We start from the raw sequence: 26,721 nt of genomic DNA, 5'->3' as shown, positions 1-26,721 counted from the left end.
CCATTTCCCGTTTCACCGCTGCAACACAGACACGAGAGAAAGACATGATTCGCAAGTTGATCGCCGTCACCGGCGTTGTGCTCGCCGTCACCGCCCTGCCGGCGCTGGCCGACATCAAGGTCGGTTCGGTGCGTTCGGCGGAGCTCGCCGAGAAGGCGCCGCAGTTCAAGGCCATGCAGGACCAGCTCAAGGGGCAGTTCGAGCGCCGCCAGAACGATCTCGAGGCCGAGGCCAAGAAGCTGCAGGACGACGGCCGCGCGTTCCAGAAGGAAGCCGATCTGCTGGCGCCGGCCGATCGCGCCAAGAAGGAGAAGGACCTGACGACGCGCCGCATCGACCTCGAGTCGAAGGGCCGTCAGCTGCAGGACGACTTCAACAAGGCGCGCCAGGAATCGTTCGCCAAGGCGATGGGGCAGGTGAAGAACGTGATCGACGCCGTCGCGCGCGAGAAGAACCTCGACCTGATCGTCGAGAACCCGGTCTACGCCAAGCCGGACGTCGATGTCACCGACGACGTGCTCAAGCGCCTGCAGGCCGCTCCGGCCGCCGGCAAGTAAGTTTTCGCATCGGCGCCCGCGCGGCGCCGGTCCGTGGCGGTTCCGCGACGGCCTGCCTTGCGCAGGCCGTCGCCGTTTGCGCGCCCCGGACCGATGCGTAAGCTTCGCACTCCCTACTGCCCGATTCCCTCATGGCCACATTCACTCTCGAAGAACTGGCGCAGCGCTTCGGCCTGGCGCTGCGCGGCGATCCGGCGACGGCAGTGTCCGGCGTCTGCGGCCTGTCGCCGGGCAAGCCCGGCTGCCTGAGCTTCCTGTCGAATCCCAAGCTGCGCGGCGAGCTGGCCTCGACCGCGGCGGCCGTCGTCATCGTCCATCCGCGCGACGCCGACGCGCTGGCGACCGCCGGCCTGATCGCGCCGGATCCGTATCTGGCCTACGCGCGCATCGCCGCGCTGTTCGATCCGGACCGCGATTTCGAGCCCGGCGTGCATGCTGCGGCGGCGCTCGCCGCCGATGCCGTGCTCGGCGACGGCTGCCACGTCGGCGCCGGCGCGGTGATCGAAGCCGGCGCGCGGCTCGGCACCGGCGTCTACGTCGGTCCCGGCTGCATCGTCGGCCGCGAGGCCGTGATCGGCGACGGCACGCGCCTGGTGGCGCGAGTCTGGGTCGGGCCGCGTGTGCGCGTCGGCGCGCGCTGCCAGGTCCATCCGGGCGCGGTGCTCGGCTCGCGCGGTTTCGGCAACGCGCGCGGGCCGAAGGGCTGGGAGGAAGTGCCGCAGCTCGGCGGCCTGATCGTCGGCGACGATGTCGAGATCGGCGCCAACACCTGCATCGACCGCGGCGCGATCGACGATACCGTGATCGAGAACGGCGTGCGGCTCGACAACCTGATCCAGATCGCCCACAACTGCCGCATCGGCGCGCACACCGCGATCGCCGCGCACACCGGCATCGCCGGCAGTACCCGGGTCGGCAGCCGCTGTATGATTGGCGGCGCCGTGGGCATCAACGGCCACATCGAAATCGCCGACGACGTGATCGTCCTCGGCCGGGCCATGGTGACGAACTCGATCCGCCAGCGCGGCGTGTACGGCTCCGGCCTGCCGCTCGACGACGCGCGCGAGTGGCGCAAGACCGTGGCGCGGGTGCGGCGCCTCGGCCGCTTCGAGAATCGCCTGCAGGCGCTGGAGCGACATCTTCGTATCACCGCCGGAACACAGGACGATGACGACAACAACGACATCCTTTGACATCTGCGAAATCCTCAAGCTGTTGCCGCACCGCTATCCGTTTCTGCTCGTCGACCGCGTGCTGGCGATCGACGAGGAGAAGATGACGCTGACGGCGATCAAGAACGTCACCTACAACGAGCCGTTCTTCCCGGGACACTTCCCGGGCCTGCCGACGATGCCGGGCGTGCTGCAGATCGAGGCGTTGGCGCAGACCTGCGGGTTGCTGGCGATCCACAAGTCCGGATTGCGCGCCAAGGATGGTCTGGTGCTGTACTTCGCCGGCATCGACAACTGCCGCTTCAAGCGCCCGGTGATCCCCGGCGATACGCTGACCTTCCATGTCGAGCTCGAGAAGAACAAGCGCGACATCTGGAAATTCCGCACGCGCGCAACGGTCGGCGACGAACTCGCCAGCGAGGCGGATCTGATCTGCGTGCTGCGCACGGTGAACTACGACACCGACGGGTCGGCGGCATGACGGCGCGCATCCATCCGACCGCGATCGTCGATCCGAAGGCCGAACTGCACGAGACGGTCGAGGTCGGCCCGTACAGCATCATCGGTCCCGGCGTGACGATCGGCGCCGACACCTGGATCGGCCCGCATGTGGTGCTGCGCGGGCCGATGACGATCGGCCGCGGCAACAAGATTTTCCAGTTCGCTTCGCTCGGCGAGATCTCGCAGGACATGACCGCCAAGCCCGACGATCCGACGCGCGTCGAGATCGGCGACGGCAACACGATCCGCGAGTACGTGACGATCCAGCGCGGCACGATGAAGGAGCAGGACGGCCTGACCAAGGTCGGCGACCGCAACTGGATCATGGCGGCGGTGCACATCGGCCACGACTGCATCGTCGGCAGCCACAACATCCTCGCCAACAACACCTCGCTCGCCGGCCACGTGCTGCTCGGCGACTACGTCGGCTGCGGCGGCTACACGCTGATCCACCAGTATTGCCAGATCGGCAACCACGTCTTCACCGGCGGCGGCAGCGTCATCACCCGCGACGTGCTGCCGTTCATCATGGTGCAGGGCCATCCGGCCGAGGCGCGCGGCATCAACGCCGAGGGCCTGCGCCGGCGCGGTTTCGCGGCCGAGGATGTGGCGGCGATCAAGGACGCCTACAAGCTGATCTTCCTGTCCGGCCAGACGCTGGACAAGGTCAAGCAGGAACTGGCGCAGACGGCATCCGTTTCGACGCATGTCGCGTATATGCTGGCGTTCATCAACGGCTCGAAGCGCGCGCTGCAGCGCTGAAGGGCCTCCGTCGGCGAATCTCGCGAGGAGCGTGTCATGCGGATCATCAAACGGCTGTGGATCGTGATGGCGCTGGTGCTGGCGTTGCCGGCCTGGGCGGCGCTGCAGGTCGGTGCCAGTGCGCCGGATTTCTCGGCGCCGGCCTCGCTGGCCGGCAAGGACTACGCGTTCTCGCTCGCCGCGGCGCTCAAGCAGGGGCCGGTCGTCGTCTACTTCTATCCGAAGGCCTTCACCAAGGGCTGCACCGTCGAGGCGCATCTGTTCGCCGAGGCAATGGACCAGTACAAGGCGCTCGGCGCGACGGTGATCGGCGTGTCGAACGACGAGATCGACACGCTGCACAAGTTCTCGCTGACCGAATGCGGCGGCAAGTTCCCGGTCGCTGCCGACAGCGACGGCAAGATCATGAAGGCCTACGACGCCAAGCTGCCGCTGGTGAACTACGCCAGCCGCATCTCGTACGTCGTCACCCCGGACGGCAAGATCCTCTACGCGTACAGCGCGATGGATCCGAGCCAGCACGTCGGCAACACGCTCAACGCGATCAGGCAGTGGAAGGCGCAGAACGCTGCCGCGCCGGCGCCGTGAGCGGCGCGCGCGCGTCCTGATGGCCGCACCGAAGATCGCGCTGGTCGCCGGCGAGATGTCCGGCGACCTGCTCGGCGCGGCGCTGGTGACGGCGCTGCGCGCGCGCCTGCCGGCGGCGCACTTCTATGGCGTCGCCGGGCCGCGCATGCAGGCCGCCGGCGTCGAGGCGATCGCTTCGATCGAGCAGCTGTCGGTGATGGGCATCGCCGAGGTCCTGCCGGCGCTGCCGCGCATCCTGCGCCTGCGTCGCGCGCTGATCCGGCGCCTGTCGGCCGATCGGCCCGACGTGGTGATCGGCATTGACGCGCCGGACTTCAATCTCGGCGTCGAGCGGCGCTTGCGCGAGCAGGGCATCCGCACCGTGCACGTCGTCAGTCCGACCGTCTGGGCCTGGCGCGCCGGCCGCGTCAAGACCATTGCCCGCGCGGTCGAGCGCATCCTCTGCCTGTTTCCGTTCGAGCCGGCGTTCTACGCCGCGCGCGGGGTTTCCGCCGATTACATCGGCCATCCGCTCGCCGACCAGCTCGACGCTTCGGTGACGCCGGCGCAGGCGCGTGCCGGGCTCGGGCTGCCGACGGACGGCCCGGTCGTCGCCGTGCTGCCGGGCAGCCGCGGTTCGGAACTGAAGTATCTGGCCGAGCCGTTCGCGCGCGCCGCGCACCTGATCGCCGCGCAGGTGCCCGGCGTGCGCTTCGTGACGCCGCTCGCCAAGCCGGCGCTGCGCGCGCCGATGGAAGCGGCGATCGCCACGCACGCCGCCGGACTGACCTGGACGCTGCTCGACGGCCAGTCGCGCGAGGCGATGCAGGCGGCCGACGCGGTGCTGATCGCCTCCGGCACGGCGACGCTCGAATGCCTGCTGCTTGGCCGGCCGATGGTGGTCTCGTACCGCGGCTCGCCGCTCACCGCCTGGCTGCTGCTGAAGGCAGGCCTGCTCAAGACCAAGTACGTCAGCCTGCCGAACCTGCTCGCCGACGAGGCGCCGGTGCCGGAACTGCTGCAGGACGACGCCACGCCGGAGCGGCTCGCCGCCGCCGTCGTCGAGCTGCTGGCGCCGGGCGGCGCGCGCGCGCGCCAGCTCGCCGCTTTCGATCGCGTGCGCGCCACGCTGCGCTGCGACGCCGCGGCGCGCGCCGCCGAGGTCGTCGCCGGACTGCTTGGCGCCTGAGCGTTCGCGGTTTCGCCGTTTCGTCAAGCCTGTCATCGTCGCCGCGAGCGCCTAGAATTCCGCGCATGCCACGTCGGGTCTCCATCGCTTCCTATCGGGTGCCGCTCGTCGCCGGCCTCGACGAGGCCGGGCGGGGCTGCCTGGCGGGACCGGTCTACGCCGCCGCCGTGATCCTCGACCAGCGCCACGGCATCCGTGGCCTCGACGATTCCAAGAAGCTCAGCCCGGCCGGGCGCGAGGCGCTGTTCGAGCGCATCCGCGAGCGTGCGCTCGCTTTCGCGATCGCGCGCGCCGAGATCGAGGAGATCGACCGCCTCAACATCCTGCACGCCTCGATGCTGGCGATGCGCCGGGCCGCCGAGGCCCTCACGCCGGCGCCGCTGCACTGCCTGGTCGACGGCAACCGCCTGCCGGTCTGGAACTTCAGCGCCGAGGCGGTCGTCGAGGGCGATGCGATCCATGCGCCGATCATGGCGGCGTCGATCCTCGCCAAGGTCGCGCGCGACCGCGAAATGCAGCGCCTCGACGCCGAATACCCAGGTTACGGTTTCGCCCGCCACAAGGGCTACGGCACGCCGGATCACATGGACGCGCTGCGCCGGCTCGGCGTCTGCGCGCTGCATCGCATGAGCTTCGCGCCCTGCGCGCAGCGCGAGCGGTTCGGCGCGGTGCCGGACGAGGACACCCTGCCGCCGGATCTGCTGCCGCCGGACGAGGTCTGCGCATGAGCGGGACCGGCGACACCGTGCGCTTCGTGCACCTGCGCGTGCACACCGAGTTCTCGCTGACCGACAGCGTCGTGCGCGTCGAGCCGCCGAAGCGCAAGGGCGGCGGCGTCGGCGCGACGCTGGTATCGAAGGCCGCCGAGCTGGGCTTTCCGGCGATCGCCATCACCGACCAGAACAATCTGTTCGCGATGGTGAAGTTCTACAAGTCGGCGGAGGGCGCCGGCGTCAAGCCGGTCATCGGCTGCGACGTCTGGCTGGAGCCCGCGGCCGGCGGCGATGCCGCCGAGCGCCTGACGCTGCTGGTGCAGGACGATAGCGGCTACCGCAACATCGCCAAGCTGCTGTCGCTGGCCTACACGGACGGGCAGGGCAAGGGTTCGCCGCTGGTGACGCGCGCCTGGCTGCGCGAATACGCCGGCGGCCTGATTGCGATGTCCGGCCGCGACGGTGCGATCTTCCGTGCCGCGCTTGCAGACAATGTCGCCGCCGCGCGCGAGGCGCTGGCCGAGCTGCAGGCTCTGTTCCCGCAGCGCCTGTATCTGGAAATCTCGCGCTGCGGACGCACCGGCGACGACGAATGGGTCGACGCCGCAGTGGCGCTGTCGCGGCACGAGCAGGTGCCGCTGGTCGCGACCAACGACGTGCGCTTCCTGACGCGCGAGGAATTCGATTCGCACGAGGCGCGCGTCTGCATCGCCCAGGGCCGCGTGCTCAACGATCCGAAGCGGCCGCGCGAGTACAGCGAAGAGCAGTACCTGAAGTCGGCCGACGAGATGGCGGCGCTGTTCGCCGATCTGCCGGAGGCGCTGGCGAATTCGGTGGAGATCGCACGGCGCTGCTCGCTGACGCTGAAGTTCGCGCCGCCGTACCACCTGCCGAACTTCCCGGTGCCGGACGGCTACGACACCAACTCCTGGCTGCGCCATCGCGCCGAGGAGGGCCTGCGCGAGCGCTTCGCGATGATCACGCTCGCGGCGCCGGAGGCGGAGTACTGGAAGCGGCTCGACTACGAGCTCGGCATCATCGAAAAGATGGGCTTCGCCGGCTACTTCCTGGTGGTCTCCGACTTCATCGAGTGGGCGAAGACGCACGGCTGCCCGGTCGGACCCGGCCGCGGTTCGGGCGCCGGTTCGCTGGTCGCCTACGCGATCAAGATCACCGACCTCGACCCGCTGCCGTACAACCTGCTGTTCGAGCGCTTCCTCAATCCGGAGCGCGTGTCGATGCCGGACTTCGACGTCGACTTCTGCATGGACAATCGCGACCGCGTGATCGAATACGTCACGCACAAGTACGGTCGCGAGCGCGTCGGCCAGATCATCACCTACGCGACGATGGCGGCGCGCGGCGTGATCCGCGACGTCGCGCGCGTGATGGGCCACGGCTACGGCTTCGCCGATTCGATCGCCAAGCTGATTCCCGGCACGCCCGGCGCGACCCTGGTCGACGCGCTCGACTCGGTGCCGGAGCTCAAGCAGCGCTACGACGCCGAGGAGGACACGCGCGCGGTCATCGACATGGGCCTCGCGCTCGAGGGCGTGACGCGCGGCGTCGGCGTGCACGCCGGCGGCGTCGTCATCGCTCCAAAGCCGTTGAGCGACTACACGCCGATGTACTGCGAAGCCGGCGGCGCCGGCATGCGCACGCAGTTCGACATGAAGGACCTGGAGTCGGCCGGCCTGGTGAAGTTCGACTTCCTCGGCCTGAAGACGCTGACGGTGATTCAGGAGGCGGTCGTCAACATCGAGAAGAGCTCGGGGCGCAGCATCGAAGTGCTCAAGCTGCCGATCGACGATGCCGAGACCTACGCGCTGTACGCGAGCGGCGATACGACCGCGGTGTTCCAGATGGAATCCCCGGGCATGCAGCGCGCCTCGAAGGACCTCAGGCCGGATACCTTCGAGGACATCATCGCGCTCGTCTCGCTGTACCGTCCGGGTCCGATGGAGCTGATTCCCGAGTACTGCGCACGCAAGCGCGGTGACGCGCCGGTCACCTATCTGCATCCGGACATGGAAGTCGTGCTGCAGCCGACCTACGGCATCTTCGTCTATCAGGAGCAGGTGATGCAGATGTCGCAGCGCCTGGCCGGCTACACGCTCGGCGGCGCCGATCTCCTGCGTCGCGCGATGGGCAAGAAGATCAAGGCCGAGATGGATAAGCAGCGCGAGGTCTTCACCTCGGGCGCGATCGGCCGCGGCGTCGATGCGGATGTCGCCACGCAGGTCTTCGACCTGATGGACAAGTTCGCGAACTACGGCTTCAACAAGTCGCACGCCGCCGCCTACGCGCTGGTCTCGTACCAGACCGCGTGGCTGAAGACGCACTATCCGGCCGAGTTCATGGCGGCGGTGCTGTCCTGCGAAATGCAGCACACCGACACGATCGTCACCATGCGCGAGGAGTGTCTGCGCATGGGCCTGACGATGCTGCCGCCGGACGTCAACACCAGCTACTTCCGCTTCACCGTGCCGGGGCCCGGCGCGATCCGCTACGGCCTCGGCGCGATCAAGGGCGCCGGCGAGGCGGCGCTCGAAGGCATCATCGCCGAGCGCGAGCAGAACGGGCCGTTCAAGGATCTGTTCGATTTCTGCAAGCGTGTCGACACCAAGAAAGCCAACAAGCGCGTACTCGAGGCGCTGATCTGCTCGGGGGCGATGGACGGCTTCGGCCTGAATCGGCCGTCGCTGATGAAGACGCTGCCGAAGGCGCTGCAGCTGGCAGAGGCGGCGGCGGCCAGCGCCGATTCCGGGCAGAACGACCTGTTCGGGCTCGGCGGCGGCGCCGCCAAGCAGGAGCGCCAGGTCGAGCCCGATCTGGAGACCGACTGGTCGCAGCGCGAGCTGCTGGCGCGCGAGCGCGAGACGCTCGGTTTCTATCTGTCCGGCCACCCGATCGAAGCCTACGGCGAGATCGTCGAGCAGGTCTGCAGCGGCCGCCTGCACGAGCTGATCCAGCAGCACGCCGTGCCGCAGCCGGTCGACGCCAAGGGCAAGCCGATCTGGCAGCCGCGCAGCAAGCTGATGTTCGCCGCCTGGGTGCGCGATTTGCGCTTCTTCAAGGGCGACGGCCGCGGCGGCGCCAGCTACAAGCTGACGCTCGAGGACCGCTCCTCGCAGCTGGCGACCTGGATCGACGCCGACAAATGGTCGAAGTACGCGCCGTTCGTGAAGCCCGACCAGCTGGTGTTCGCGATCGCCGAGATCGGCCTGTCGCCGGCCCGCGAGGGGCGCGACCCGGAGCCGCGGCTGTACGCGCCGGAATTCCTGTCGCTCGACGACGTCCTGCGCGATTACGCGACGCGCCTGCTGCTCGACTGGCGGCGTCCGTCCGGCGAGGTGCTGGCATTGCGCAAGCGCCTGACGCCGCTGCGCGGCGGGCAGACGGTGGTCGGCGTCCGCTATCGTGGCGCCAGCGCGGCCTGCGAGCTCGAATTCGGCGCCGACTGGAAGCTGCGTCTCAACGACGACACGGTCGTCGCGCTGCAACAGTCGCTCGGCGCCGATTGCGTTAAAGTTCAGTACAAGCGCTTCCAGCCGCCGATTCCCGAACGGCGTTTCGCCTCGGCCGGCGGCGGCAGCTTCGACGACGAATAGGGTTCGCGGCCCGCCGGGCCGCGTGTGGTGCGAACGAGAGGAGCCGGCGCCGGGGCGCGGGCCGCAGGACGAGAGACGATGAACCTGAATTATCTGGACTTCGAACAGCCGATCGCCGAGCTGCAGCAGAAGATCGAGGAGCTGCGCTTCGCGACGACCGGCAGCGGCGTCAACCTGACCGAGGAGATCGCGCGTCTCGAGGTCAAGAGCCGCCAGCTCACCGAGAGCGTGTTCGCCAAGCTGACGCCCTGGCAGGTCGCGCAGCTGGCGCGCCATCCGCAGCGCCCGTACGCGCTCGACTACGTCAAGAACCTGTTCACGGAGTGGGACGAGCTGCACGGCGACCGCCACTTCGCCGACGACCCGAGCATCGTCGGCGGCGTCGCCCGCCTCGAAGGCCGTGCCGTCGTCGTGCTCGGCCAGCAGAAGGGCCGCGACGCCAAGGAGCGCGTCTACCGCAACTTCGGCATGCCCAAGCCGGAGGGCTATCGCAAGGCGCTGCGCCTGATGAAGCTCGCCGAGAAGTTCAATCTGCCGATCCTGACCTTCATCGACACGCCGGGCGCCTATCCGGGCATCGGCGCCGAGGAGCGCAACCAGTCCGAGGCGATCGCCCGCAACCTGTTCGAGCTGTCGAAGCTGCGCACGCCGGTGCTGGCGACGGTGATCGGCGAGGGCGGCTCGGGCGGCGCGCTGGCGATCGGCGTCGCCGATCACATCATGATGCTCCAGTACAGCATCTACTCGGTGATCTCGCCGGAAGGCTGCGCGTCGATTCTGTTCAAGGACGCCGGGCGCGCGCCGGAAGCCGCCGAGGCGATGCGCATTACCGCGCCGGACCTGTTCGAGCACAAGCTGATCGACGAGATCGTGCCGGAGCCGCTCGGCGGCGCGCACCGCGATCCGGCGGCGATGATGACGACGATCCGCCAGAAGCTGATCGCCAACCTCGAGCGTCTGCGCCACACGCCGATGACGCAGCTGATGACGGCGCGCTACCAGCGGCTGATGTCGTACGGCTCCTACGAAACGCTCCACTGACGATGTGAAGCCGGCGTGCTGCGCGCGTCGCTCGCGCGTCCGTGCCGCGCGCCGCGCCGCCTGTCCGGCGCTGCGCTGTGCCACGCGTCCACTGGTGCGCGCGGCCGCTGCTGGCGCAGCGCCGGTGAAATCGATCGGCAACAGGCACGCGCCGTGAAGCTGGATCTGCCCGCGCTCGCGCCGCGCGCCCGCGTCTGGGTCGCGTACAGCGGCGGACTCGATTCGACGGTACTGCTGCACCTGCTGCATGCGCAGGGCGTGCCGAACCTGCGCGCGGTGCACGTCCATCACGGCCTGCAGGACGCCGCCGACGACTGGGCGCGCGCGGCGCGGCGCACCTGCCGCGCGCTCGGCGTGCCGTTGCGCGTGTGCCGCGTGCAGGTCGCCGCCGCGCACGGCGAAGGCCCCGAGGCGGCGGCGCGCGCGGCGCGCTATGCGGCGTTCGGCGAGCTGCTGCGGTCCGGCGATCTGCTCGTCACCGCGCATCACCGCGACGATCAGGCCGAGACCGTGCTGCTGCGGGCGCTGCGCGGCACCGGCATCGCCGGCCTGGCGGCGATGCCGGCGCTCGCGCCGTTCGGTCCGGCGCGGCTGTGGCGTCCGCTGCTTGATCGCGGCCGCGACGAACTGCGCCGCTATGCCGAAGCGCAGCAGCTGGCGTGGATCGACGATCCGCACAACGCCGATCCGCGCTACGCGCGTTCCTACCTGCGCCGCGAGATCGTGCCGCGGCTGCTCCGGCACTGGCCGCAGGCGCTGCCGAGCCTGGCCCGGCTCGCCGCGCGCGCGGCCGAGGCCGAGACCCTGGCGGCCGAACTCGCCGAGCTCGATCTGGCGCGCGTGCGCGTCGGTGACGGCTGCTCGGTCGCCGGCCTGCTGGCGCTGCCGGCGCTGCGCCGCCGCAACGCCCTGTACCACGCCTGGGTCGCGCGCGGCTGGCCGGCACCGTCGGAGCTGCGGCTCGCGCACCTCGACCGCGAGGTGCTGCGCGCGCGCGCGGACGCGCAGCCGCGTTTGCGCCACGAGCACGGCGAACTGCGTCGCTACCGCGATCGACTCTACTGGCTCGATCCGCTGCCGCCGGCACCGGATGGCGAGCGGCCCTGGCCGCTGCGCCGGCGCTCCGTCGCGCTGCCGGGCGGCCTTGGCTGGCTGCGGCTCGCACGGGCGCCGGCGATCGCGCTGCAGCTGCGCTTCGCGCGCGGCGGCGAGCGGCTCAGGCCGGCCGGCGACGCGCACACGCGCACGCTCAAGCAGCTGTGCCAGGCGGCGGGGCTGCCGCCCTGGGTGCGCGAGCGCATGCCGCTACTGTACGAAGGCGACGAGCTGATCGCCGTCGCCGGCTACTGGCGCAGCGCGCGCGCAGTCGCGCTAGGCCTTGATCCGCAATGGGAAACCGCACTGCCGGGCGCCGTCGTCGAGGGCGTTTGCGCGGAGTTGGGCACTCACCCGCGTTGAGTGGGCGCCGTCCGCGGCGTAAAATTGCAGAAACCCACCGCTTCTACACTCCCATGCCCGACGCGCCGCATCAGACGCGATTTGTATTTGTGACCGGGGGCGTGGTGTCCTCGCTCGGTAAAGGCATTTCTGCCGCTTCGCTGGGTGCCGTCCTCGAGTCGCGCGGACTCAAGGTCAGCATGATCAAGCTCGATCCCTACATCAATGTCGATGCAGGGACCATGAGCCCGTTCCAGCATGGCGAAGTGTTCGTCACCGAGGATGGCGCCGAAACCGACCTTGACCTCGGTCACTACGAACGCTTCCTGCGTGGCAAGACCACGCGCTATTCGAACGTCACCACTGGCCAGATCTACCGCAACGTGCTCGACAAGGAGCGCCGCGGCGATTATCTGGGCAAGACGGTGCAGGTGATCCCGCACATCACCGACGAGATCCAGGCGGCGATCCGCCGCGGCGCCGCCGGCGCCGACATCTGCATGGTCGAGATCGGCGGCACGGTCGGCGACATCGAGTCGCTGCCGTTCCTCGAAGCGATTCGCCAGATGGCGGTCGAGCTCGGCCGCAGGGACTCGATGTTCCTGCACCTGACGCTGCTGCCGTACGTGAAGGCGTCCGGCGAGCTGAAGACCAAGCCGACGCAGCACTCGGTCAAGGAACTGCGCGGCATCGGTATCCAGCCGGACGTGCTGATCTGCCGCACCGAGCGGCCGATTCCGGACGCCGAGCGGCGCAAGATCTCGCTGTTCACCAACGTGCCGTACCAGTCGGTGATCGCGGCGATCGACATGGACGACATCTACAAGATTCCCGGCTGGCTGCACCAGCAGAATCTCGATCAGATCGTCGTCGATCACTTCGGCCTCGATGCGCGGCCGGCCGACCTGTCGGCCTGGGAGCGCGTCGTCGACGCGCGCCAGAAGGCCGACATGGAAGTGCAGGTGGCGATGGTCGGCAAGTACGTCGATCTCGCCGACGCCTACAAGTCGCTGAACGAGGCGCTCGCCCACGCCGGCCTGCACACCGGCACGCGCGTGAAGATCCGCTACATCGAATCGGAAGCGGTCGAGACGCAGAGCGCGCGCATCCTGCAGGGCATGGATGCGATCCTCGTGCCCGGCGGCTTCGGCGAGCGCGGGGTCGAGGGCAAGATCATGGCGGCGCGCTATGCGCGCGAGAACAAGATCCCGTACCTCGGCATCTGCCTCGGCATGCAGGTCGCGGTCATCGAGTACGCGCGCAATGTCTGCGGTCTGCCGCGCGCGCATTCGACCGAATTCGATCCGAAGACGCCGGATCCGGTGATCGGCCTGATCACCGAGTGGCAGGACGAGACCGGCCGTACGCAGCTGCGCGACGAGCGCTCGGATAAGGGCGGCACGATGCGCCTCGGCTCGCAGGCCTGCCGCCTGCGCGCCGGCAGCAAGTCGCGCGCGATGTACAACGCCGAGATCATCCGCGAGCGCCACCGCCACCGCTATGAGTTCAACAACAACTACAAGCCGGTGCTGATCGAGAACGGCATGGAACTCGTTGCCGAGTCGGCCGAGAACGAACTGGTCGAGATGGTCGAACTGCCCAACCATCCGTTCTTCGTCGGCTGCCAGTTCCACCCGGAGTTCACCTCGACGCCGCGCGACGGGCACCCGCTGTTCGAGGGCTTCGTCAAGGCGGCGCGCGAGCATCATCTGGCGCACCAGCCGGCGCAGGGCGCCCCGGCGCCGGCCGCGGCTTCGAGCGCGAAAGTCGCCTGAGGCGGCACGCAACGGGCAGGAAAAAGGCCGGCGCAAGCCGGCCTTTTTCTTTGGCGGCGAGCGTCGCTTCGCGCCGCGCCCTAGCGGATCTCCAGCGGCGCGAAGCCCTTCACCAGCTCGTCCAGCGCCTTGAGCTGGGCGAGGAACGGCTCCAGCTTGTCGAGCGGCAGGGCGCTGGGGCCGTCGCATTTGGCCTGGTCGGGATTCGGGTGCGCTTCGAGGAACAGGCCGGCCAGGCCGACGGCGAGGCCGGCGCGCGCCAGATCGAGCACCTGCGCACGGCGTCCGCCGGAGGCGGCGGCGCCAGGATCGCGCTGCTGCAGGGCGTGCGTCACGTCGAAGATCACCGGCAGGCCGTTCGTGGACTTCTTCATGACGCCGAAGCCCAGCATGTCCACCACCAGATTGTCGTAACCGAAGCAGGTGCCGCGATCGCAGAGGATGATCTGCTCGTTGCCGGCCTCGCGGAACTTCTCGACGATGTTGCCGATCTGGCTCGGGCTGAGGAACTGCGGTTTCTTGATGTTGACGACACGGCCGGTCTTGGCCATGGCCACGACCAGATCGGTCTGCCGTGCGAGAAAGGCCGGCAGCTGCAGGACGTCGACGACTTCGGCGACCGGCGCCGCCTGCCAGGGTTCGTGCACGTCAGTGATCAGCGGCACGCCGAACTCGGCCTTCACCGCTTCGAAGATGCGCAGGCCTTCTTCGAGGCCGGGGCCGCGATAGGAGTGGATCGACGAGCGGTTGGCCTTGTCGAAGCTGGCCTTGAAGACGTAGGGAATCCCCAGTTTGCGCGTGACGCGCACGTACTCGGCGGCGGCCTGCAGGGCCATGTCCTTCGATTCGAGGACATTGATGCCGCCGAAGAGGACGAACGGCGCGTCGTTTCCGACGGCGATGTTCTGGATGTGAAGGGTCGCGGACATGGTCTCGTCTGATGGAAAAATTTGCGGCAGTGTCTGCGACGCGTCGTGAGGCGTCAACGAACAAGGCCGGCGAGCGGCCTTGTTCGTTGACGGGCGCGCTCGGATCGCGCGGCGCGCCGCGCCAGCAGGTCGAGATCGGGCAGGCTGGCGCCGTCCGCGCCGTCCGCGCCGTCCGCGCCGTCCGCGCCGTCCGCGCCGTCCGCGCCGCAGTCGCCTGTGGTCGTGCCGGCGGCGTTGTGGGCGCAGGCACGCGTCTGCGTGTCCGCGCCGTGCCAGCTGAAGCTGCCGCCGCAGCCGTCGTGGCCTCATTTCCGCGGAACACGATCCTGTCGCCGGTCGGCGCGCCGCGCCTGCGGTGTCGACGGTCGTCCAGGCGCGGCTGCCGCTCGCTTCGCTCCGAGCGGAGCCGCGCCACGCCGCAGGCTGGCGATCTTCGTCCGCGAAAGATCCCTTGCTTCGTCCCCGGCGGATCAAGGCCCTGGCCGCGAAGCCGGCGCACCAGCGAAGGGAACAGCGTGCGTCGGCATGGCGCCTGCAAAACACCCCGTTGCGGGGCGGTGGCCCCGGGTCGTTCATGACGGCGTCTGGCGCGCAGGCTAGAATTGCCGATCTTTACCACTCAGCCGGAGTTCGTTCTCCCCATGTCGAAGATCGTCAAAGTCACCGCCCTGGAAATCATCGATTCGCGCGGCAACCCCACCGTCGAAGCCGAAGTCGAGCTGGAATCCGGTGCGGTCGGCCGCGCGGCGGCGCCGAGCGGCGCTTCGACGGGCACGCGCGAGGCGGTCGAGCTGCGCGACGGCGCGCCGAAGAAGGGCAAGGCCCGCTATCTGGGCAAGGGCGTGACGAAGGCGGTCGCCAATGTCGAAGGCGCGCTGGCCAAGGTCGTCACCGGCCTCGACGCGCAGGAGCAGGCGGTGGTCGACGCGGCGATGATTGCCGCCGACGGCACCGAGAACAAATCGAAGCTCGGCGCCAACGCGATCCTCGCGGTGTCGCTGGCCACGGCCAAGGCCGCGGCCGAGGAAAACTTCCTGCCGCTGTTCCAGCATCTCGGTGGCATCTCCAGCGTGACGCTGCCGGTGCCGATGATGAACGTCATCAACGGCGGAGCCCATGCCGACAACAACGTCGACATCCAGGAATTCATGATCCTGCCGGTCGGCGCGCCGAGCTTCTCGGAGGCGCTGCGCACCGGCGCCGAGATCTTCCATACGCTCAAGGGCGTGCTCAAGGCGCGCAAGCTCAACACCGCGGTCGGCGACGAGGGCGGCTTCGCGCCGAACCTGCCGTCGAACACCGCGGCGCTCGACTGCCTGATCGAGGCGATCGAGAAGGCCGGCTACAAGCCGGGCAAGGACGTCTACCTGGGTCTGGATGTGGCGTCGAGCGAGTTCTACGAGAAGGGCAAGTACAACCTGCACGGTGAAGGCAAGAGCTTCACCAGCGAACAGTTCGCCGACTTCCTCGCCGGCATCTGCGCCAAGTACCCGGTCATCTCGATCGAGGACGGCTGCGCGGAGGGCGACTGGAAGGGCTGGAAGTACCTGACCGAGAAGCTCGGCAACAAGGTGCAGCTGGTCGGCGACGATCTGTTCGTCACCAACACCAAGATTCTCGCCGAAGGCATCATCCGCGGCGTCGCCAACTCGATCCTGATCAAGCCGAACCAGATCGGCACGCTGACCGAGACGCTGGAAGCGATCCAGATGGCGACCGACGCCGGCTACACCAGCGTCGTCTCGCACCGCTCGGGCGAAACCGAGGACGCGACGATCGCCGACATCGCCGTCGGCACGACCGCGACGCAGATCAAGACCGGCTCGCTGTGCCGCTCGGATCGCATGGCCAAGTACAACCAGCTGCTGCGCATCGAGCGCAAGCTCGGCAAGCGTGCCCGCTACCCGGGCGCCGGCGCGTTCCCGATCGTTCTGTAAGGGCCCGGGAACCGCGGGCATGGCCCAGCGCGCCGTCCTCGCCGTCCTCGCCGTGCTGCTGCTCGCACTGCAGTGGCGGCTGTGGGTGGCGAACGGCGGCGTCGCGCACACGCATCGCCTGAAGGGCGAAGTGGCGGCGCAGCAGGCCGAGAACGAGCGTCTGCGCGCGCGCAACGCCACGCTCGACGCCGAGGTTCAGGATCTGAACTCCGGCGTCGTCGCGATCGAGGGGCGCGCGCGCACGACGATGGGCATGGTCAAGGAAGGCGAGACCTTCTACCTCGTCGTCCAGCCGTAACGCATGACGTTCGATCCTTCCCGACGTGCCGTTGCCGGCGCTCGCGCCGGCCGGTCCGCGGCGCCGCCGCGGAGCGCGCGATGAGCGGAGCGAGCCGGCAGGGGCCGCCGACGATCCCGCGCTACTGGGCGGTGGTGCCGGCGGCCGGCGGCGGCACGCGCATGGGCGGCGGCCGGCCGAAGCAGTATCTGCCGCTGCGCGGGCGCACCCTGATCGAGTGGTCGCTGGCGCCGTTCCTGCAGGCCGAATGGATCGACGGCATCGTCGTGGTGCTGCCGCGCAGCGACAGTGAGTTCGCGCAGCTGCCGATCGCGCGCCATCCGCGCATCGTCACCACCAGCGGCGGTGCCGCGCGTGCCGAGTCGGTGCTGGCGGGGCTGGCGGCGGTCGCCGAACGCACCGCGCACTTTCGCGAGGTCTACGTGCTCGTCCACGACGCCGCGCGGCCGTGCGTGCAGGCCGGCGACATCGACCGGCTCTGCGAGGAAGCCGATGACGAGCACGGCGGCATCCTGGCGCTGCCGGTCACCGACACGCTCAAGCGCGCCAACAAGCAGAGCCGCATCGACGAGACCGTCGACCGCGCGTTCTGCTGGCGCGCGCAGACGCCGCAGATGTTCCGGCTGCAGACGCTGCGCCAGGCCCTGCAGACCTGTGCCGAGCGTGGCCTCGAAGTGACCGACGAGGCCGGGGCGATGGAGCGGGCCGGCTACAAGCCGCGCCTGGTGCGCGGCCGCGAATCGAACATCAAAGTCACCTATCCGGAAGACCTGCAGCTCGCCGAATTCTGGCTGCAGCAGCAGGCCGGGCGTTCCTGAGGCATCGACGATGAAGCTGCGCATCGGTCACGGTTACGACACGCATCGCCTCGAAGCGGGCGAGGGCGTGCATCTGGGCGGCGTGTTCATTCCGTGCGCGTACCGCGTCATCGCGCATTCCGACGGCGACGCCATCATCCACGCGCTGTGCGACGCGCTGCTCGGCGCGATCGCCGGCGGCGACATCGGCAAGCTGTTTCCCGACAGCGATCCGCAGTTCAAAGGCATCGACAGCCGCAAGCTGTTGGAAGAGGTGATGCGTCGCGTGCGCGCCGCCGGTTACGCGGTCGTCAACGCCGACGTGAGCCTGATCGCGCAAGCGCCGCGCGTGTCGGCCCATACCGAAGCGATGCGCGAACAGCTCGCCGCCGGACTCGGCGTCGACGTCGGCTGCGTCAACGTCAAGGCGACGACCAACGAAGGCATGGACGCGATCGGCCACAAGCAAGGCCTCGCCGCGCATGCCGTCGTGCTGCTGCAAGGTGCCTAGATTCTGCGCGCAGGCCCCGCGCCTGCTTGCCGACGCTTTCAGCGCAGTCCTACACTGAGCCCATGTTGCAAGCCGCAAACAGCAAGCCGCGCCGCAGGCCGCGCGGCCAGCCCGATACCCGCTCGGCGATCCTGAGCTGTGCCGAGCAGTTGATGCAGCGGCGCGGCTTCAACGGGTTCAGCTACCAGCACATCGCCACGCAGCTCGGTCTGCGCACGGCGGCGATCCATTACCACTTTCCGGCCAAGGACGATCTCGGCGTCGCGCTGGTGCGTCGCTATCGCGAGAGCTTTCAGAACTGGGTGCGCGAGCTGGAGTTCGACGCCGACGCCTGGACGCGCCTGCAGGCCTACTTCCGCACCTACCTCGAGCATCTCGAATCCGACGAGGGGCGCCTGTGTCCGGGCGGCGTGCTCGGTGCCGAGTTCGGCACGTTGTCCGACACGATGCGGGTCGAGGCGCGCCTGCTGATGCGCGAGATCTACGCGTGGCTGGTGCTGACCCTGGAAGAGGGACGGCGCGAGGGCAAGCTGCGTTTTCAGGGCGACGCCTACGACAAGGCGGTCGAAGTCGGCGCCGCGCTGCAGGGTGGCCTGCAGATCGCCCGCCTCGCCGGCGCGCAACGTTTCCGGCAGCTGCTCGGCCAGCTCGAACTCGAGCTCACCGGCCGCAAGCCGCAGATCGGCCCGCTGCCCTGAGCCGGTGCGCGCTACAGCGCGCGCAGAAGGACGTAGACCGCGCCGGTGCCGCCGTCGACGGCGCGCGCCGAGCAGTAGGCGAGCACGTCCTTGCGGCGGCGCAGCCAGCTGCCGAGCAGGGCCTTGATGACCGGGCCGCTGTTCGGCGAGCCGTTGCCCTTGCCGTGGATGATGCGCACGCAGCGCTGGTCGCGGTGATGGCAGCGGGCAAGGAACTGCGCGACGGCGAGCTTGGCGCGATCGCGGTTGAGGCCGTGCAGGTCGAGCTCCGTCTCGATCCGGTAATGGCCGCGGCGCAGGCGGCGCATCACCGCGTCCTGCACGCCGGGCGCGCGGTAGAGCAGGGTGTCGCCGCTCTCGATCTCGTCCGGCTCGGTATCCAGCAGCGAGCGCAGCACGTCGAGTTCGTCGGCGTGGCGCTGGCGCGGCTGCGGCACCGGCGCCGGCGCATCGGCGCGAGCGGACACGCGCGACGACGGCGGCTGCAGGCGCACGCCTTGCATCGCCAGGCGGAACAGCGCGGCATCGTCGGCAGGGGCGTCAGCGGCGTCGTCGGTCACGGTTTGGTCACGAAGGCGGGCCGTGGTCGCCAGATCATATCCGCTAAACTGTCGCTGACCATCTGCTACGCCCCATGAAAATCCTGCTTTCGAACGATGACGGCTGCCACGCGCCGGGCCTAGTGTGCCTGCGCGAGCAGCTGCGGACCCGCCACGAGGTCCAGGTCGTCGCGCCCGACCGCAACCGCAGCGGCGCCAGCAATTCGCTGACGGTGCTCAATCCGCTGCGCGCGCTGCGCCACGATGACGGCACGATCTGCGTCGACGGCACGCCGACCGACTGCGTGCACCTGGCGCTCAACGGCCTGCTCGATTTCAAGCCGGACATCGTCGTTTCCGGCATCAACGCCGGTGCCAACCTCGGCGACGACACCCTGTACTCGGGCACCGTCGCCGCGGCGATGGAAGGCCGCCATCTCGGTTATTCGGCGATCGCGGTATCGAACGTCTCGCATTCGCCCGAGCATTACGAGGCCGCCGCGCGCGTCGTGCTGCGCCTGCTCGAACAGATCGAGCGCGACCCGCTGCCCGGTGACACCATCCTCAACGTCAACGTGCCGGACCGGCCGTTCGAGGCGCTGCAGGGTTTCGAGGTGACGCGCGCCGGCAACCGCCACCGCGCCGAGGAAGTGCTGAAGTCGCGCGATCCGCGCGGCCGCACGATCTACTGGATCGGCGCGGCCGGCGCCGAGGCGGACTGCGGGCCGGGTACCGACTTCAACGCGGTCGCCAGCGGCCGCGTGTCGATCACGCCGCTGCTCGTCGATCTGACGCGGCACAGCATGCTCGAACGCGTCGGCCGCTGGGCGAGCACGCTGTGACGCCGCGCGCGCAGACGCCGCGGCCGGTGGTCGGCGCGATCGCCAGCGCGCGCACGCGCCTGCTCGACGAAATCCGCGCCGCCGGCGTGCAGGAGCCGGCGGTGCTGGCCGCCGTCGCCAAGGTGCCGCGCGAGCAGTTCGTCGACGACGCGCTGAAGAACCGCGCCTACGAAAACAACGCGCTGCCGATCGGCCATGCGCAGACGATCTCGCAGCCGGTCGTGGTCGCCTACATGACGCAGGCGCTGACGCAGGGACGGCGGCCGCTCGAGCGCGTGCTCGAGGTCGGCACCGGCAGCGGCTACCAGACTGCGGTGCTCGCCGAACTGGTCGGCACGCTGTTCACGGTCGAGCGCATCAAGGCGCTGTCGGAGCAGGCGCGCACGCGGCTCGCGGCGCTCGGCTGCCGCAATGTGCACTTCGGCTATGCCGACGGCATGAACGGCTGGCTGCCGTACGCGCCGTACGACGGCATCCTCGTCACCGCCGGCGCCGAGCGCGTGCCGCCGGCACTGCTCGAGCAGCTTGCGCCCGGCGGTCGCCTGGTGATCCCGGTCGGCCCGCAGGGGCGGCAGACGCTCAAGCTCGTCGAACGCCGCGGCCCGACGTTCCGCGAGCAGGATCTGGGCTGGGTCAGTTTCGTGCCGCTGCTGTCGGGCAAGGTCTAGGCCGTGTCGGCAATGCGGCGGCGCCCAATGCGGCGGGCGGCATCGCCGGCGCGGCAGCCGTGCCGGCACGCGCGCAAGGACGCTGTTTCAGGTCTCGAGGTCGCCGGGGCACGGGACTAGGTTCACGGAGGAACCGTTACGCATGCATGTCTTCACCGCTTGGATCGAGCAGTACGTCGCCCACCTGGGGTACGTCGAGATTTTCTTCCTGATGGCGCTGGAGTCGAGCCTGTTCCCGGTGCCGTCGGAGCTGGTGATGATTCCGGCCGGTTATCTGGCCCGGCGCGGCGAGCTCGATCCGGCGCTCGCGGCGCTGTCCGGCGGCGCCGGTTCGCTGCTCGGCGCCAGCGTCAACTACGCGCTCGGCCGCTACGCCGGGCGCGCGTTCCTGTTGCGCTACGGCCGCTGGTTCCTGATCGACGAACGCAAGTACCACGAGGCCGAGCGCCTGTTCCTGCGCAATGCCGTGTGGGCCACTTTCGTCGGCCGCTTCATTCCGGTGATCCGCCATCTGATCTCGCTGCCCCCGGGCGTGTTCGGCATGCCGCTGGCGCCGTTCATGCTCGCCACCGCGATCGGCGCGACGCTGTGGTGCACGGTGCTGGTCGGCGTCGGCTACTGGTTCGGCGAGTCGGCGGCGCAGGCGATGCGGCATTATTCGAACGAGATCGGCATCGCCGCCCTTTTGCTGTGCGCCGTTTTTGTGCTGAGATTCCTGCTGAAGGGCCGCAAGACCACCGCCGGGCGCTAGCGTCCGGCCGACCACGGACCGCCTGCATGAGCCATTTCGCCAAGATCCGCTGTGCCGGCCCGCTGCTCGCCGTGCTGCTGCTGCAGGGCTGCGCCGGCTGGTCCTCGTGGGAGGACGGCAAGAAGAAGCGCGACGTCGGGCCAGTGGTGCCGGAGCGCATGCCCGGTCCGCAGGAATACGTCGTGCAGCGCGGTGACACCGTGTTCGGCATCGCCTTTCGCAACAGTCTCGACTATCGCGATCTGGCGCGCTGGAACGATATCGGCGCCGACTACCTGATCCGCCCCGGCCAGATCCTGCGCCTGCGGCCGCCGCGCGGCCCGGCGGTCGCCGCGGTGCGGCCGCAGCAGCGCTTCCAGACCGACCAGATGCAGTCGCGGCCGATCGAGGACGCCAGCACCGCCGGCGCCCAGGCGGTCACCGCCGATACGCCGCCGCCGGTCGTCGCGCCGCCGCCCCCGCCGCCGCCGAAGCCGGTCGATCAGGTCGGGGCCTACAGCTGGGGCTGGCCGGTCGACGGCGCGGCGGTCGTGCGCGGCTTCGGCCAGCAGGGCAGCAAGGGCGTCGACTTCAGCGGCTTCGTCGGCCAGCCGGTACTCGCCGCCGCGCCCGGCCGCGTCGTCTACAGCGGCAACGCGCTGAAGGGCTACGGCGAGCTCGTCATCATCAAGCACGACGACGTCTACCTGTCCGCCTACGGCTACAACCGCACGCGCTACGTCAAGGAAGGCGACATCGTCACCGCCGGCCAGCCGATCGCCGAAATGGGCCTCGGCCCGGAGAACAAGCCGCTGCTGCACTTCGAGATCCGCGAGAAGGGCCAGCCGATCAGCCCCGCGCAGAAACTGCCGGCCAAGGTCAGGGCGCCGTAGCCGGCGCCGGGACCGCCGCTTCGCTGGGGCGGCCGGCGAAGTCGGTCCAGCGGTTCTGCTCCAGGTCGAACAGCGCGCAGCGGCGCGCGGTGTCGAAGTACCAGCGCCACGAGAAATCCTGCACGACGATGTGCTCGGGCAGTGCCGCTTCGAGGCGGCGTTGCGCCTCCGGCAGGCCGTACAGCGGGATGCCCATGTCGACGTGGTGCGCGGTGTGCTCGAGGATCTGGTGCAGCGCGGCGCCGAGGCCGAACGGCAGGCGCAGGTGCACCGTGGTCGACACGAACGGCACCGACTTCGCCCAGTTCTCCTTGTCGGCGTACCAGCGGATGCGCGGATGCGTGTGGTGCACGTAGACGACGAAGCCGACCAGCATATTCCAGGCGAGGAACGGTACGACGAAGCCGACCAGCACCAGCCACCAGGCCGCCTGGCCGGTGGCCTGCGCGGCGAGCACGAGGCCGCCGATCCACAGCAGCGCCGCGGCGCTGACCAGCAGGTTGTCCCAGAGGAAGGCCGGGCGCCGCGCCTTCATGTAGCGCTGGCTCGGGAACATCATGCGCAGCCACCAGATCTCGATCAGGTAGTAAAGGCCCGGCGCCCAGCCGCTGCGGTACAGGCGTTCGAGCCGGCGGCGCCAGCGCGGCAGCGCGCGGTACTCCGCCGGCGTCAGCGGCGCCCAGACGAAGTCGAAGCCCTTGAGGTTGGTGTAGCCGTGGTGGACGACGTTGTGGCCGACCTCCCAGAGGCTGTAAGGGGTCAGCGACGGCAGGAACACGAGTCGGCCGAGCCAGCGGTTCAGGCGGTGGCTGTCGGTCAGCGCCTGGTGGCAGGCATCGTGGCCGATGATGAACAGGCGGCCGATGACGAAGCCTTCGGCGACGGCGAGCAGCAGCTGGGCGATCGGCGACTCGACGCGCACGATCGCCACCAGCAGCGCGGCGAACAGCAGCAGGTCGAAGCCGCTCAGGAGCAGGGCGCGCAGCGTGCTGCGCGAGCGGAATTCCTGCAGCCAGCCGCGGATGACCTGGCGCTGCGGAATCTCGGACGGGGTGAGGCGGGGACGACGTGACATCGGAAGGGGGAGTCGGTGCACACCCAAAGACGGGCGGCCCGATGCTAGGGAGGCCCCACCGGGCCTCCCCTGACGCAGATCATGGCGAAGGCGCGCCGGCTGTGCTGGGCGGGCGGCGGCAAAAGGCCGCCGTCAGGCCGCGCAAATCCAATGCCGACAAGGGTTTGACGACGGTTTTTCGCTTGCGGGGAAACCCCCAACTTGTTTTAATACCGCCCCCGTTTTTGGGCTCCGTCCGGAGCGCGTCACCCCCGCTGTTCCCCTTCATCCATCCAGGAATCCCGTGAAAACCGTCTTCCCGCGCATTCAGCGCTTGCCGCCTTACGTCTTCAACATCGTCGGCGATTTGAAGAAGGCTGCCCGAGCTCGCGGCGACGACGTCATCGATTTCTCGATGGGCAACCCCGACCAGCCGACGCCCAAGCACATCCTCGACAAGCTGGTCGAGGCCTCGGTGCGCGGCACCGACTCCGATTACGTCAAGCCCGAGCTGCACGACGAGGACGGCACGCACACGCACCGTTACTCGGTGTCCAAGGGCATCCCGCGCCTGCGCCGCGCGATGGCGCGCTGGTACAAGACGCGCTACGACGTCGACCTCGACCCGGACAGCGAGGTGATCGCCACGATCGGCTCCAAGGAAGGCCTCGCGCATCTGGCGTTCGCGACGCTCGGCCCCGGCGACGTGGTGCTGGTGCCGAACCCGGCCTACCCGATCCACCCGTACGGCGTGGTGCTGGCCGGCGCCGACGTGCGCCACGTGCGCATGACGCCGGACGTCGACTTCTTCGAGGAGCTGCAGCGCGCGATCAAGGAATCGTGGCCGGCGCCGAAGATGCTGATCCTGAACTTCCCGGCCAATCCGACGACGCATTGCGTCGAGCTCGAGTTCTTCGAGAAGGTCGTCGCGATCTGCCGCGAGCACGAGATCTGGCTGGTCCACGATCTGGCCTACGCCGACATCGTGTTCGACGGTTACACCGCGCCGAGCGTGCTGCAGGTGCCGGGCGCCAAGGACATCGCCGTCGAGTTCTTCACGCTGTCGAAGAGCTACAACATGCCCGGCTGGCGTGTCGGCTTCATGGCCGGCAATCCGACGCTGGTCGCGGCGCTGGCGCGCATCAAGAGCTATCTCGACTACGGCATGTTCACGCCGATCCAGGTCGCCGCGATCGCCGCGCTCGAAGGCCCGCAGCAGTGCGTCGCCGAGATCCGCCACATGTACGAAGTGCGCCGCGACGTGCTCTGCGACGGCCTCAACGCCGCCGGCTGGAAGGTCGACAAGCCCAAGGCGACGATGTTCGTCTGGGCCGAGATTCCGGAGCCGTTCAAGCACCTCGGTTCGCTGGAGTTCTCCAAGCGGCTGATGGAAGAGGCCAAGGTCGCGGTCTCGCCGGGCATCGGTTTCGGCGAATACGGCGACACGCACGTGCGCTTCGCGCTGATCGAGAACGAGCAGCGCACCCGCCAGGCGATCCGCGGCATCAAGAAGATGCTCAAAGAGGCCAAGGCATGAGCGCGGCGCCGATCCGCGTCGGCGTCATCGGCCTGGGCACGGTCGGCCAGGGCGTGCTGCGCCTGCTGAAGGACAACGCCGCCGAGATCGCGCGGCGCGTCGGCCGGCCGCTGCTCGTCACGCACGCCGCGGCGCGCGATCCGGCCAAGCCGCGCGACTGCGATCTGTCCGGCGTCAGCGTTGTCACCGATCCGATGACGGTCGCGCGCGAGGCCGACGTCGACATCGTCGTCGAGCTGATCGGCGGCATCAGCCCGGCGCGCGAGCTGATCGAGGCCGCGGTCGGGCGCGGCAAGCCGGTCGTCACCGCCAACAAGGCGCTGCTCGCCGAGGACGGCAACCGCGTGTTCGCCGCGGCGCGCCGCGGCGGCGTCAGCATCGCCTTCGAGGCGGCGGTCGCCGGCGGCATCCCGGTCATCAAGGCGATCCGCGAAGGTCTGGCCGGCAACCGCATCGAGCGCCTCGCCGGCATCATCAACGGCACCTGCAACTACATCCTGACGCAGATGCAGGAGAAGGGCCAGAGCTTCGCCGACGCGCTGCGCGACGCGCAGCGGCTCGGCTACGCCGAGGCCGATCCGACTTTCGACATCGAGGGCCTCGACGCCGCGCACAAGCTGACGATCCTCGCCAGCATCGCCTTCGGCATGCCGCTCGACGCCGGGTCGGTGACGACCGAGGGCATCACGCGCGTCACGCCGCAGGACATCCAGATCGCGCAGGTGTTCGGCTATCGCATCAAGTTGCTCGGCATCGCCAAGCGCGGCGATGCCGGCGTCGAGCTGCGCGTGCACCCGACGCTGGTGCCGGAGACCTCGCTGCTGGCCAAGGTCGACGGCGTGCTGAATTCGGTGCTGGTGCGCGGCAACGCGGTCGGCGAGGTCGGACTCTACGGGCGCGGCGCCGGCGGCGACGCGACGGCGTCGGCGGTGATCGCCGACCTCGTCGATCTGGCGCGCGGCCTCGGCGCCGACCCGAGCCACGCGGTGCCGGCGCTGGCCTTCCAGCCGGACGCCGTGCAGCCGCTGCCGGTGCTGCCGATGTCGGCGATCGCCAGCGCGTTCTACCTGCGCCTGAAGGTCGCCGACGAAGCCGGCGTGCTGTCGAAGCTGACGGCGATCCTCGCCGCGCACGAGATCAGCGTCGAGGCGATCCTGCAGCGCGAGCCGCAGGGCAACGAGGACGCGCACGTCGCGCTGATCACCTCGGTGGTCCGCCAGGAGCGCTTCGATCACGCGCTGGTCGAGATGCTGCGCCTGCCGTTCGTGCGCGAAGGTGCGGCCTGCCTGCGCGTCGAGAAGTTCGACTGACGATGGCCGCCGCCGCGCCGCCCGATCTGTCGCCGCGCACGCTGGCCGGCCATCACGTGCGCCTCGAGCCGCTGCTCGACGCGCACGTCGAGGCGCTGGCCGCGGCCGGCGCCGCGCCGTCGATCTGGACCTGGTTCCCGCAGGATTTCGGCACGCCGGCGGCGATGCGCCGCTTCGTCGCGCAGGCGCTGGCCTGGCAGCAGGCCGGCACCGCGCAGGCCTTCGTGCAGATCGATGCCGCGAGCGGCGCCGTGGTCGGCAGCACGCGCCTCGCGCAGATCGACGCCACGCACCGCCGCGCCGAGATCGGCTGGACCTGGCTGACGCCGTCGGCGCAGCGCAGCGCGATCAACACCGAAGCCAAGTACCTGCTGCTGCGCCACGCCTTCGAGACGCTCGGCCTGATGCGCGTCGAGTTCAAGACCGACAGCCTCAACGAGAAATCGCGCCGCGCCCTGAAGCGCATCGGTGCGACCGAGGAAGGCGTGTTCCGCCGCCACATGCTCACCGAGTCGGGCCGCGTCCGCGACAGCGTCTGGTTCAGCGTCGTCGACGTCGAATGGCCGGCGGTACGCGCCCACCTCGAACAGCTGCTGGCGCGGCCGCAACGCGACGCCGCCTAGCCCTCATCCGATTTCCGCCGTTCCACCGAG

Annotated in this window: 26 protein-coding genes; 23 read left to right on the top strand and 3 right to left on the bottom strand. The window is 69.4% G+C overall.

Features of this window, described 5'->3' with window-relative positions; translation table 11 throughout:
- The first annotated feature begins 44 nt into the window (after positions 1 to 44).
- From H149_RS0103050 to pyrG, 11 genes are all read left to right on the top strand, one after another.
- On the top strand, positions 45 to 557 hold the full coding sequence (locus tag H149_RS0103050; protein WP_020648263.1) for an OmpH/Skp family outer membrane protein: 513 nt from the start codon (positions 45 to 47) through the stop codon (positions 555 to 557).
- Positions 558 to 688: 131 nt separating this feature from the next.
- Complete coding sequence (gene lpxD, locus H149_RS0103045) at positions 689 to 1,750, top strand: UDP-3-O-(3-hydroxymyristoyl)glucosamine N-acyltransferase (RefSeq protein ID WP_020648262.1); 1,062 nt, start codon at positions 689 to 691, stop codon at positions 1,748 to 1,750.
- Positions 1,725 to 2,210 (top strand): 3-hydroxyacyl-ACP dehydratase FabZ, encoded by a 486-nt coding sequence (gene fabZ / locus H149_RS0103040; RefSeq protein ID WP_026352801.1) that lies wholly within the window; start codon positions 1,725 to 1,727, stop codon positions 2,208 to 2,210. The genes lpxD and fabZ overlap by 26 nt, the downstream gene beginning before the upstream one ends.
- Positions 2,207 to 2,992 carry an acyl-ACP--UDP-N-acetylglucosamine O-acyltransferase gene (gene lpxA, locus H149_RS0103035; protein ID WP_020648260.1) on the top strand — a complete coding sequence of 262 codons (786 nt, stop codon included), beginning with the start codon at positions 2,207 to 2,209 and terminating at the stop codon, positions 2,990 to 2,992. The genes fabZ and lpxA overlap by 4 nt, the downstream gene beginning before the upstream one ends.
- A gap of 36 nt (positions 2,993 to 3,028) precedes the next feature.
- On the top strand, positions 3,029 to 3,580 hold the full coding sequence (locus tag H149_RS0103030) for a peroxiredoxin (RefSeq protein WP_020648259.1): 552 nt from the start codon (positions 3,029 to 3,031) through the stop codon (positions 3,578 to 3,580).
- Positions 3,581 to 3,599: 19 nt separating this feature from the next.
- Positions 3,600 to 4,748 carry a lipid-A-disaccharide synthase gene (gene lpxB, locus H149_RS0103025; protein WP_020648258.1) on the top strand — a complete coding sequence of 383 codons (1,149 nt, stop codon included), beginning with the start codon at positions 3,600 to 3,602 and terminating at the stop codon, positions 4,746 to 4,748.
- A 65-nt stretch (positions 4,749 to 4,813) separates the two neighbouring features.
- The gene (gene rnhB / locus H149_RS0103020; RefSeq protein ID WP_051101780.1) at positions 4,814 to 5,476 is read left to right on the top strand and encodes a ribonuclease HII; all 663 of its coding nucleotides are present in this window, start codon (positions 4,814 to 4,816) and stop codon (positions 5,474 to 5,476) included.
- Positions 5,473 to 9,072: a DNA polymerase III subunit alpha gene (gene dnaE, locus H149_RS0103015; RefSeq protein WP_020648256.1), complete on the top strand. Its 3,600-nt coding sequence runs from the start codon at positions 5,473 to 5,475 to the stop codon at positions 9,070 to 9,072. Before rnhB ends, dnaE begins: the two co-directional genes overlap by 4 nt.
- A gap of 78 nt (positions 9,073 to 9,150) precedes the next feature.
- Complete coding sequence (locus H149_RS0103010) at positions 9,151 to 10,113, top strand: acetyl-CoA carboxylase carboxyltransferase subunit alpha (RefSeq protein ID WP_020648255.1); 963 nt, start codon at positions 9,151 to 9,153, stop codon at positions 10,111 to 10,113.
- Positions 10,114 to 10,266: 153 nt separating this feature from the next.
- Positions 10,267 to 11,571: a tRNA lysidine(34) synthetase TilS gene (tilS, locus tag H149_RS19485; RefSeq protein WP_083930808.1), complete on the top strand. Its 1,305-nt coding sequence runs from the start codon at positions 10,267 to 10,269 to the stop codon at positions 11,569 to 11,571.
- A 53-nt stretch (positions 11,572 to 11,624) separates the two neighbouring features.
- The gene (gene pyrG, locus H149_RS0103000; RefSeq protein WP_051101779.1) at positions 11,625 to 13,325 is read left to right on the top strand and encodes a CTP synthase; all 1,701 of its coding nucleotides are present in this window, start codon (positions 11,625 to 11,627) and stop codon (positions 13,323 to 13,325) included.
- Between the two features lie 80 nt (positions 13,326 to 13,405).
- On the opposite strand, the gene kdsA is transcribed toward pyrG, so the two are convergent.
- Positions 13,406 to 14,254, bottom strand: a complete 849-nt coding sequence (gene kdsA, locus H149_RS0102995; RefSeq protein ID WP_020648252.1) for a 3-deoxy-8-phosphooctulonate synthase — start codon at positions 14,252 to 14,254, stop codon at positions 13,406 to 13,408.
- A 641-nt stretch (positions 14,255 to 14,895) separates the two neighbouring features.
- Here kdsA and eno point away from each other — a divergent pair.
- From eno to H149_RS0102970, 5 genes are all read left to right on the top strand, one after another.
- Positions 14,896 to 16,191 (top strand): phosphopyruvate hydratase, encoded by a 1,296-nt coding sequence (gene eno, locus H149_RS0102990; protein ID WP_020648251.1) that lies wholly within the window; start codon positions 14,896 to 14,898, stop codon positions 16,189 to 16,191.
- A gap of 19 nt (positions 16,192 to 16,210) precedes the next feature.
- The gene (gene ftsB / locus H149_RS0102985; RefSeq protein WP_020648250.1) at positions 16,211 to 16,489 is read left to right on the top strand and encodes a cell division protein FtsB; all 279 of its coding nucleotides are present in this window, start codon (positions 16,211 to 16,213) and stop codon (positions 16,487 to 16,489) included.
- A gap of 80 nt (positions 16,490 to 16,569) precedes the next feature.
- Positions 16,570 to 17,307, top strand: a complete 738-nt coding sequence (ispD, locus tag H149_RS0102980) for a 2-C-methyl-D-erythritol 4-phosphate cytidylyltransferase (RefSeq protein WP_020648249.1) — start codon at positions 16,570 to 16,572, stop codon at positions 17,305 to 17,307.
- A gap of 10 nt (positions 17,308 to 17,317) precedes the next feature.
- Positions 17,318 to 17,797 carry a 2-C-methyl-D-erythritol 2,4-cyclodiphosphate synthase gene (gene ispF / locus H149_RS0102975; RefSeq protein ID WP_020648248.1) on the top strand — a complete coding sequence of 160 codons (480 nt, stop codon included), beginning with the start codon at positions 17,318 to 17,320 and terminating at the stop codon, positions 17,795 to 17,797.
- Between the two features lie 62 nt (positions 17,798 to 17,859).
- Positions 17,860 to 18,495 carry a TetR/AcrR family transcriptional regulator gene (locus H149_RS0102970; RefSeq protein WP_020648247.1) on the top strand — a complete coding sequence of 212 codons (636 nt, stop codon included), beginning with the start codon at positions 17,860 to 17,862 and terminating at the stop codon, positions 18,493 to 18,495.
- Between the two features lie 11 nt (positions 18,496 to 18,506).
- Here the strand turns inward: H149_RS0102970 and H149_RS0102965 are convergent, their stop codons facing one another.
- A complete protein-coding gene (locus tag H149_RS0102965; protein WP_020648246.1) occupies positions 18,507 to 19,055 on the bottom strand; it encodes a Smr/MutS family protein in 549 nt (182 codons plus the stop codon).
- Between the two features lie 74 nt (positions 19,056 to 19,129).
- On the opposite strand from H149_RS0102965, the gene surE reads away from it, so the two are divergent.
- The 4 genes from surE (at position 19,130) to H149_RS0102945 (ending at position 22,167) form a co-directional block, all read left to right on the top strand.
- On the top strand, positions 19,130 to 19,876 hold the full coding sequence (surE, locus tag H149_RS0102960; protein ID WP_020648245.1) for a 5'/3'-nucleotidase SurE: 747 nt from the start codon (positions 19,130 to 19,132) through the stop codon (positions 19,874 to 19,876).
- Positions 19,873 to 20,544, top strand: a complete 672-nt coding sequence (locus H149_RS0102955; protein WP_020648244.1) for a protein-L-isoaspartate(D-aspartate) O-methyltransferase — start codon at positions 19,873 to 19,875, stop codon at positions 20,542 to 20,544. The genes surE and H149_RS0102955 overlap by 4 nt, the downstream gene beginning before the upstream one ends.
- Before the next feature lie 142 nt (positions 20,545 to 20,686).
- Positions 20,687 to 21,295 (top strand): DedA family protein, encoded by a 609-nt coding sequence (locus tag H149_RS0102950; protein ID WP_020648243.1) that lies wholly within the window; start codon positions 20,687 to 20,689, stop codon positions 21,293 to 21,295.
- A gap of 26 nt (positions 21,296 to 21,321) precedes the next feature.
- Positions 21,322 to 22,167: a peptidoglycan DD-metalloendopeptidase family protein gene (locus tag H149_RS0102945; RefSeq protein ID WP_020648242.1), complete on the top strand. Its 846-nt coding sequence runs from the start codon at positions 21,322 to 21,324 to the stop codon at positions 22,165 to 22,167.
- Here H149_RS0102945 and H149_RS0102940 read toward each other — a convergent pair.
- Positions 22,154 to 23,242, bottom strand: coding sequence for a fatty acid desaturase (locus tag H149_RS0102940; protein ID WP_020648241.1), 1,089 nt, complete (start codon positions 23,240 to 23,242; stop codon positions 22,154 to 22,156). The two genes, H149_RS0102945 and H149_RS0102940, sit on opposite strands and share 14 nt — an antisense overlap.
- 283 nt (positions 23,243 to 23,525) lie before the next feature.
- On the opposite strand from H149_RS0102940, the gene alaC reads away from it, so the two are divergent.
- The 3 genes from alaC to H149_RS0102925 are packed head-to-tail and all read left to right on the top strand — an operon-like array spanning position 23,526 to position 26,691.
- Positions 23,526 to 24,758, top strand: a complete 1,233-nt coding sequence (alaC, locus tag H149_RS0102935) for an alanine transaminase (protein ID WP_020648240.1) — start codon at positions 23,526 to 23,528, stop codon at positions 24,756 to 24,758.
- Complete coding sequence (locus tag H149_RS0102930) at positions 24,755 to 26,068, top strand: homoserine dehydrogenase (protein ID WP_020648239.1); 1,314 nt, start codon at positions 24,755 to 24,757, stop codon at positions 26,066 to 26,068. The genes alaC and H149_RS0102930 overlap by 4 nt, the downstream gene beginning before the upstream one ends.
- Positions 26,069 to 26,070: 2 nt before the next feature.
- A complete protein-coding gene (locus H149_RS0102925) occupies positions 26,071 to 26,691 on the top strand; it encodes a GNAT family N-acetyltransferase (protein ID WP_020648238.1) in 621 nt (206 codons plus the stop codon).
- Positions 26,692 to 26,721 lie beyond the last annotated feature (30 nt).

The organism is Solimonas variicoloris DSM 15731 (assembly GCF_000382285.1).
In the GTDB taxonomy this organism is placed as follows: domain Bacteria; phylum Pseudomonadota; class Gammaproteobacteria; order Nevskiales; family Nevskiaceae; genus Solimonas; species Solimonas variicoloris.
This window is presented reverse-complemented; position numbering and strand designations above follow the sequence as displayed.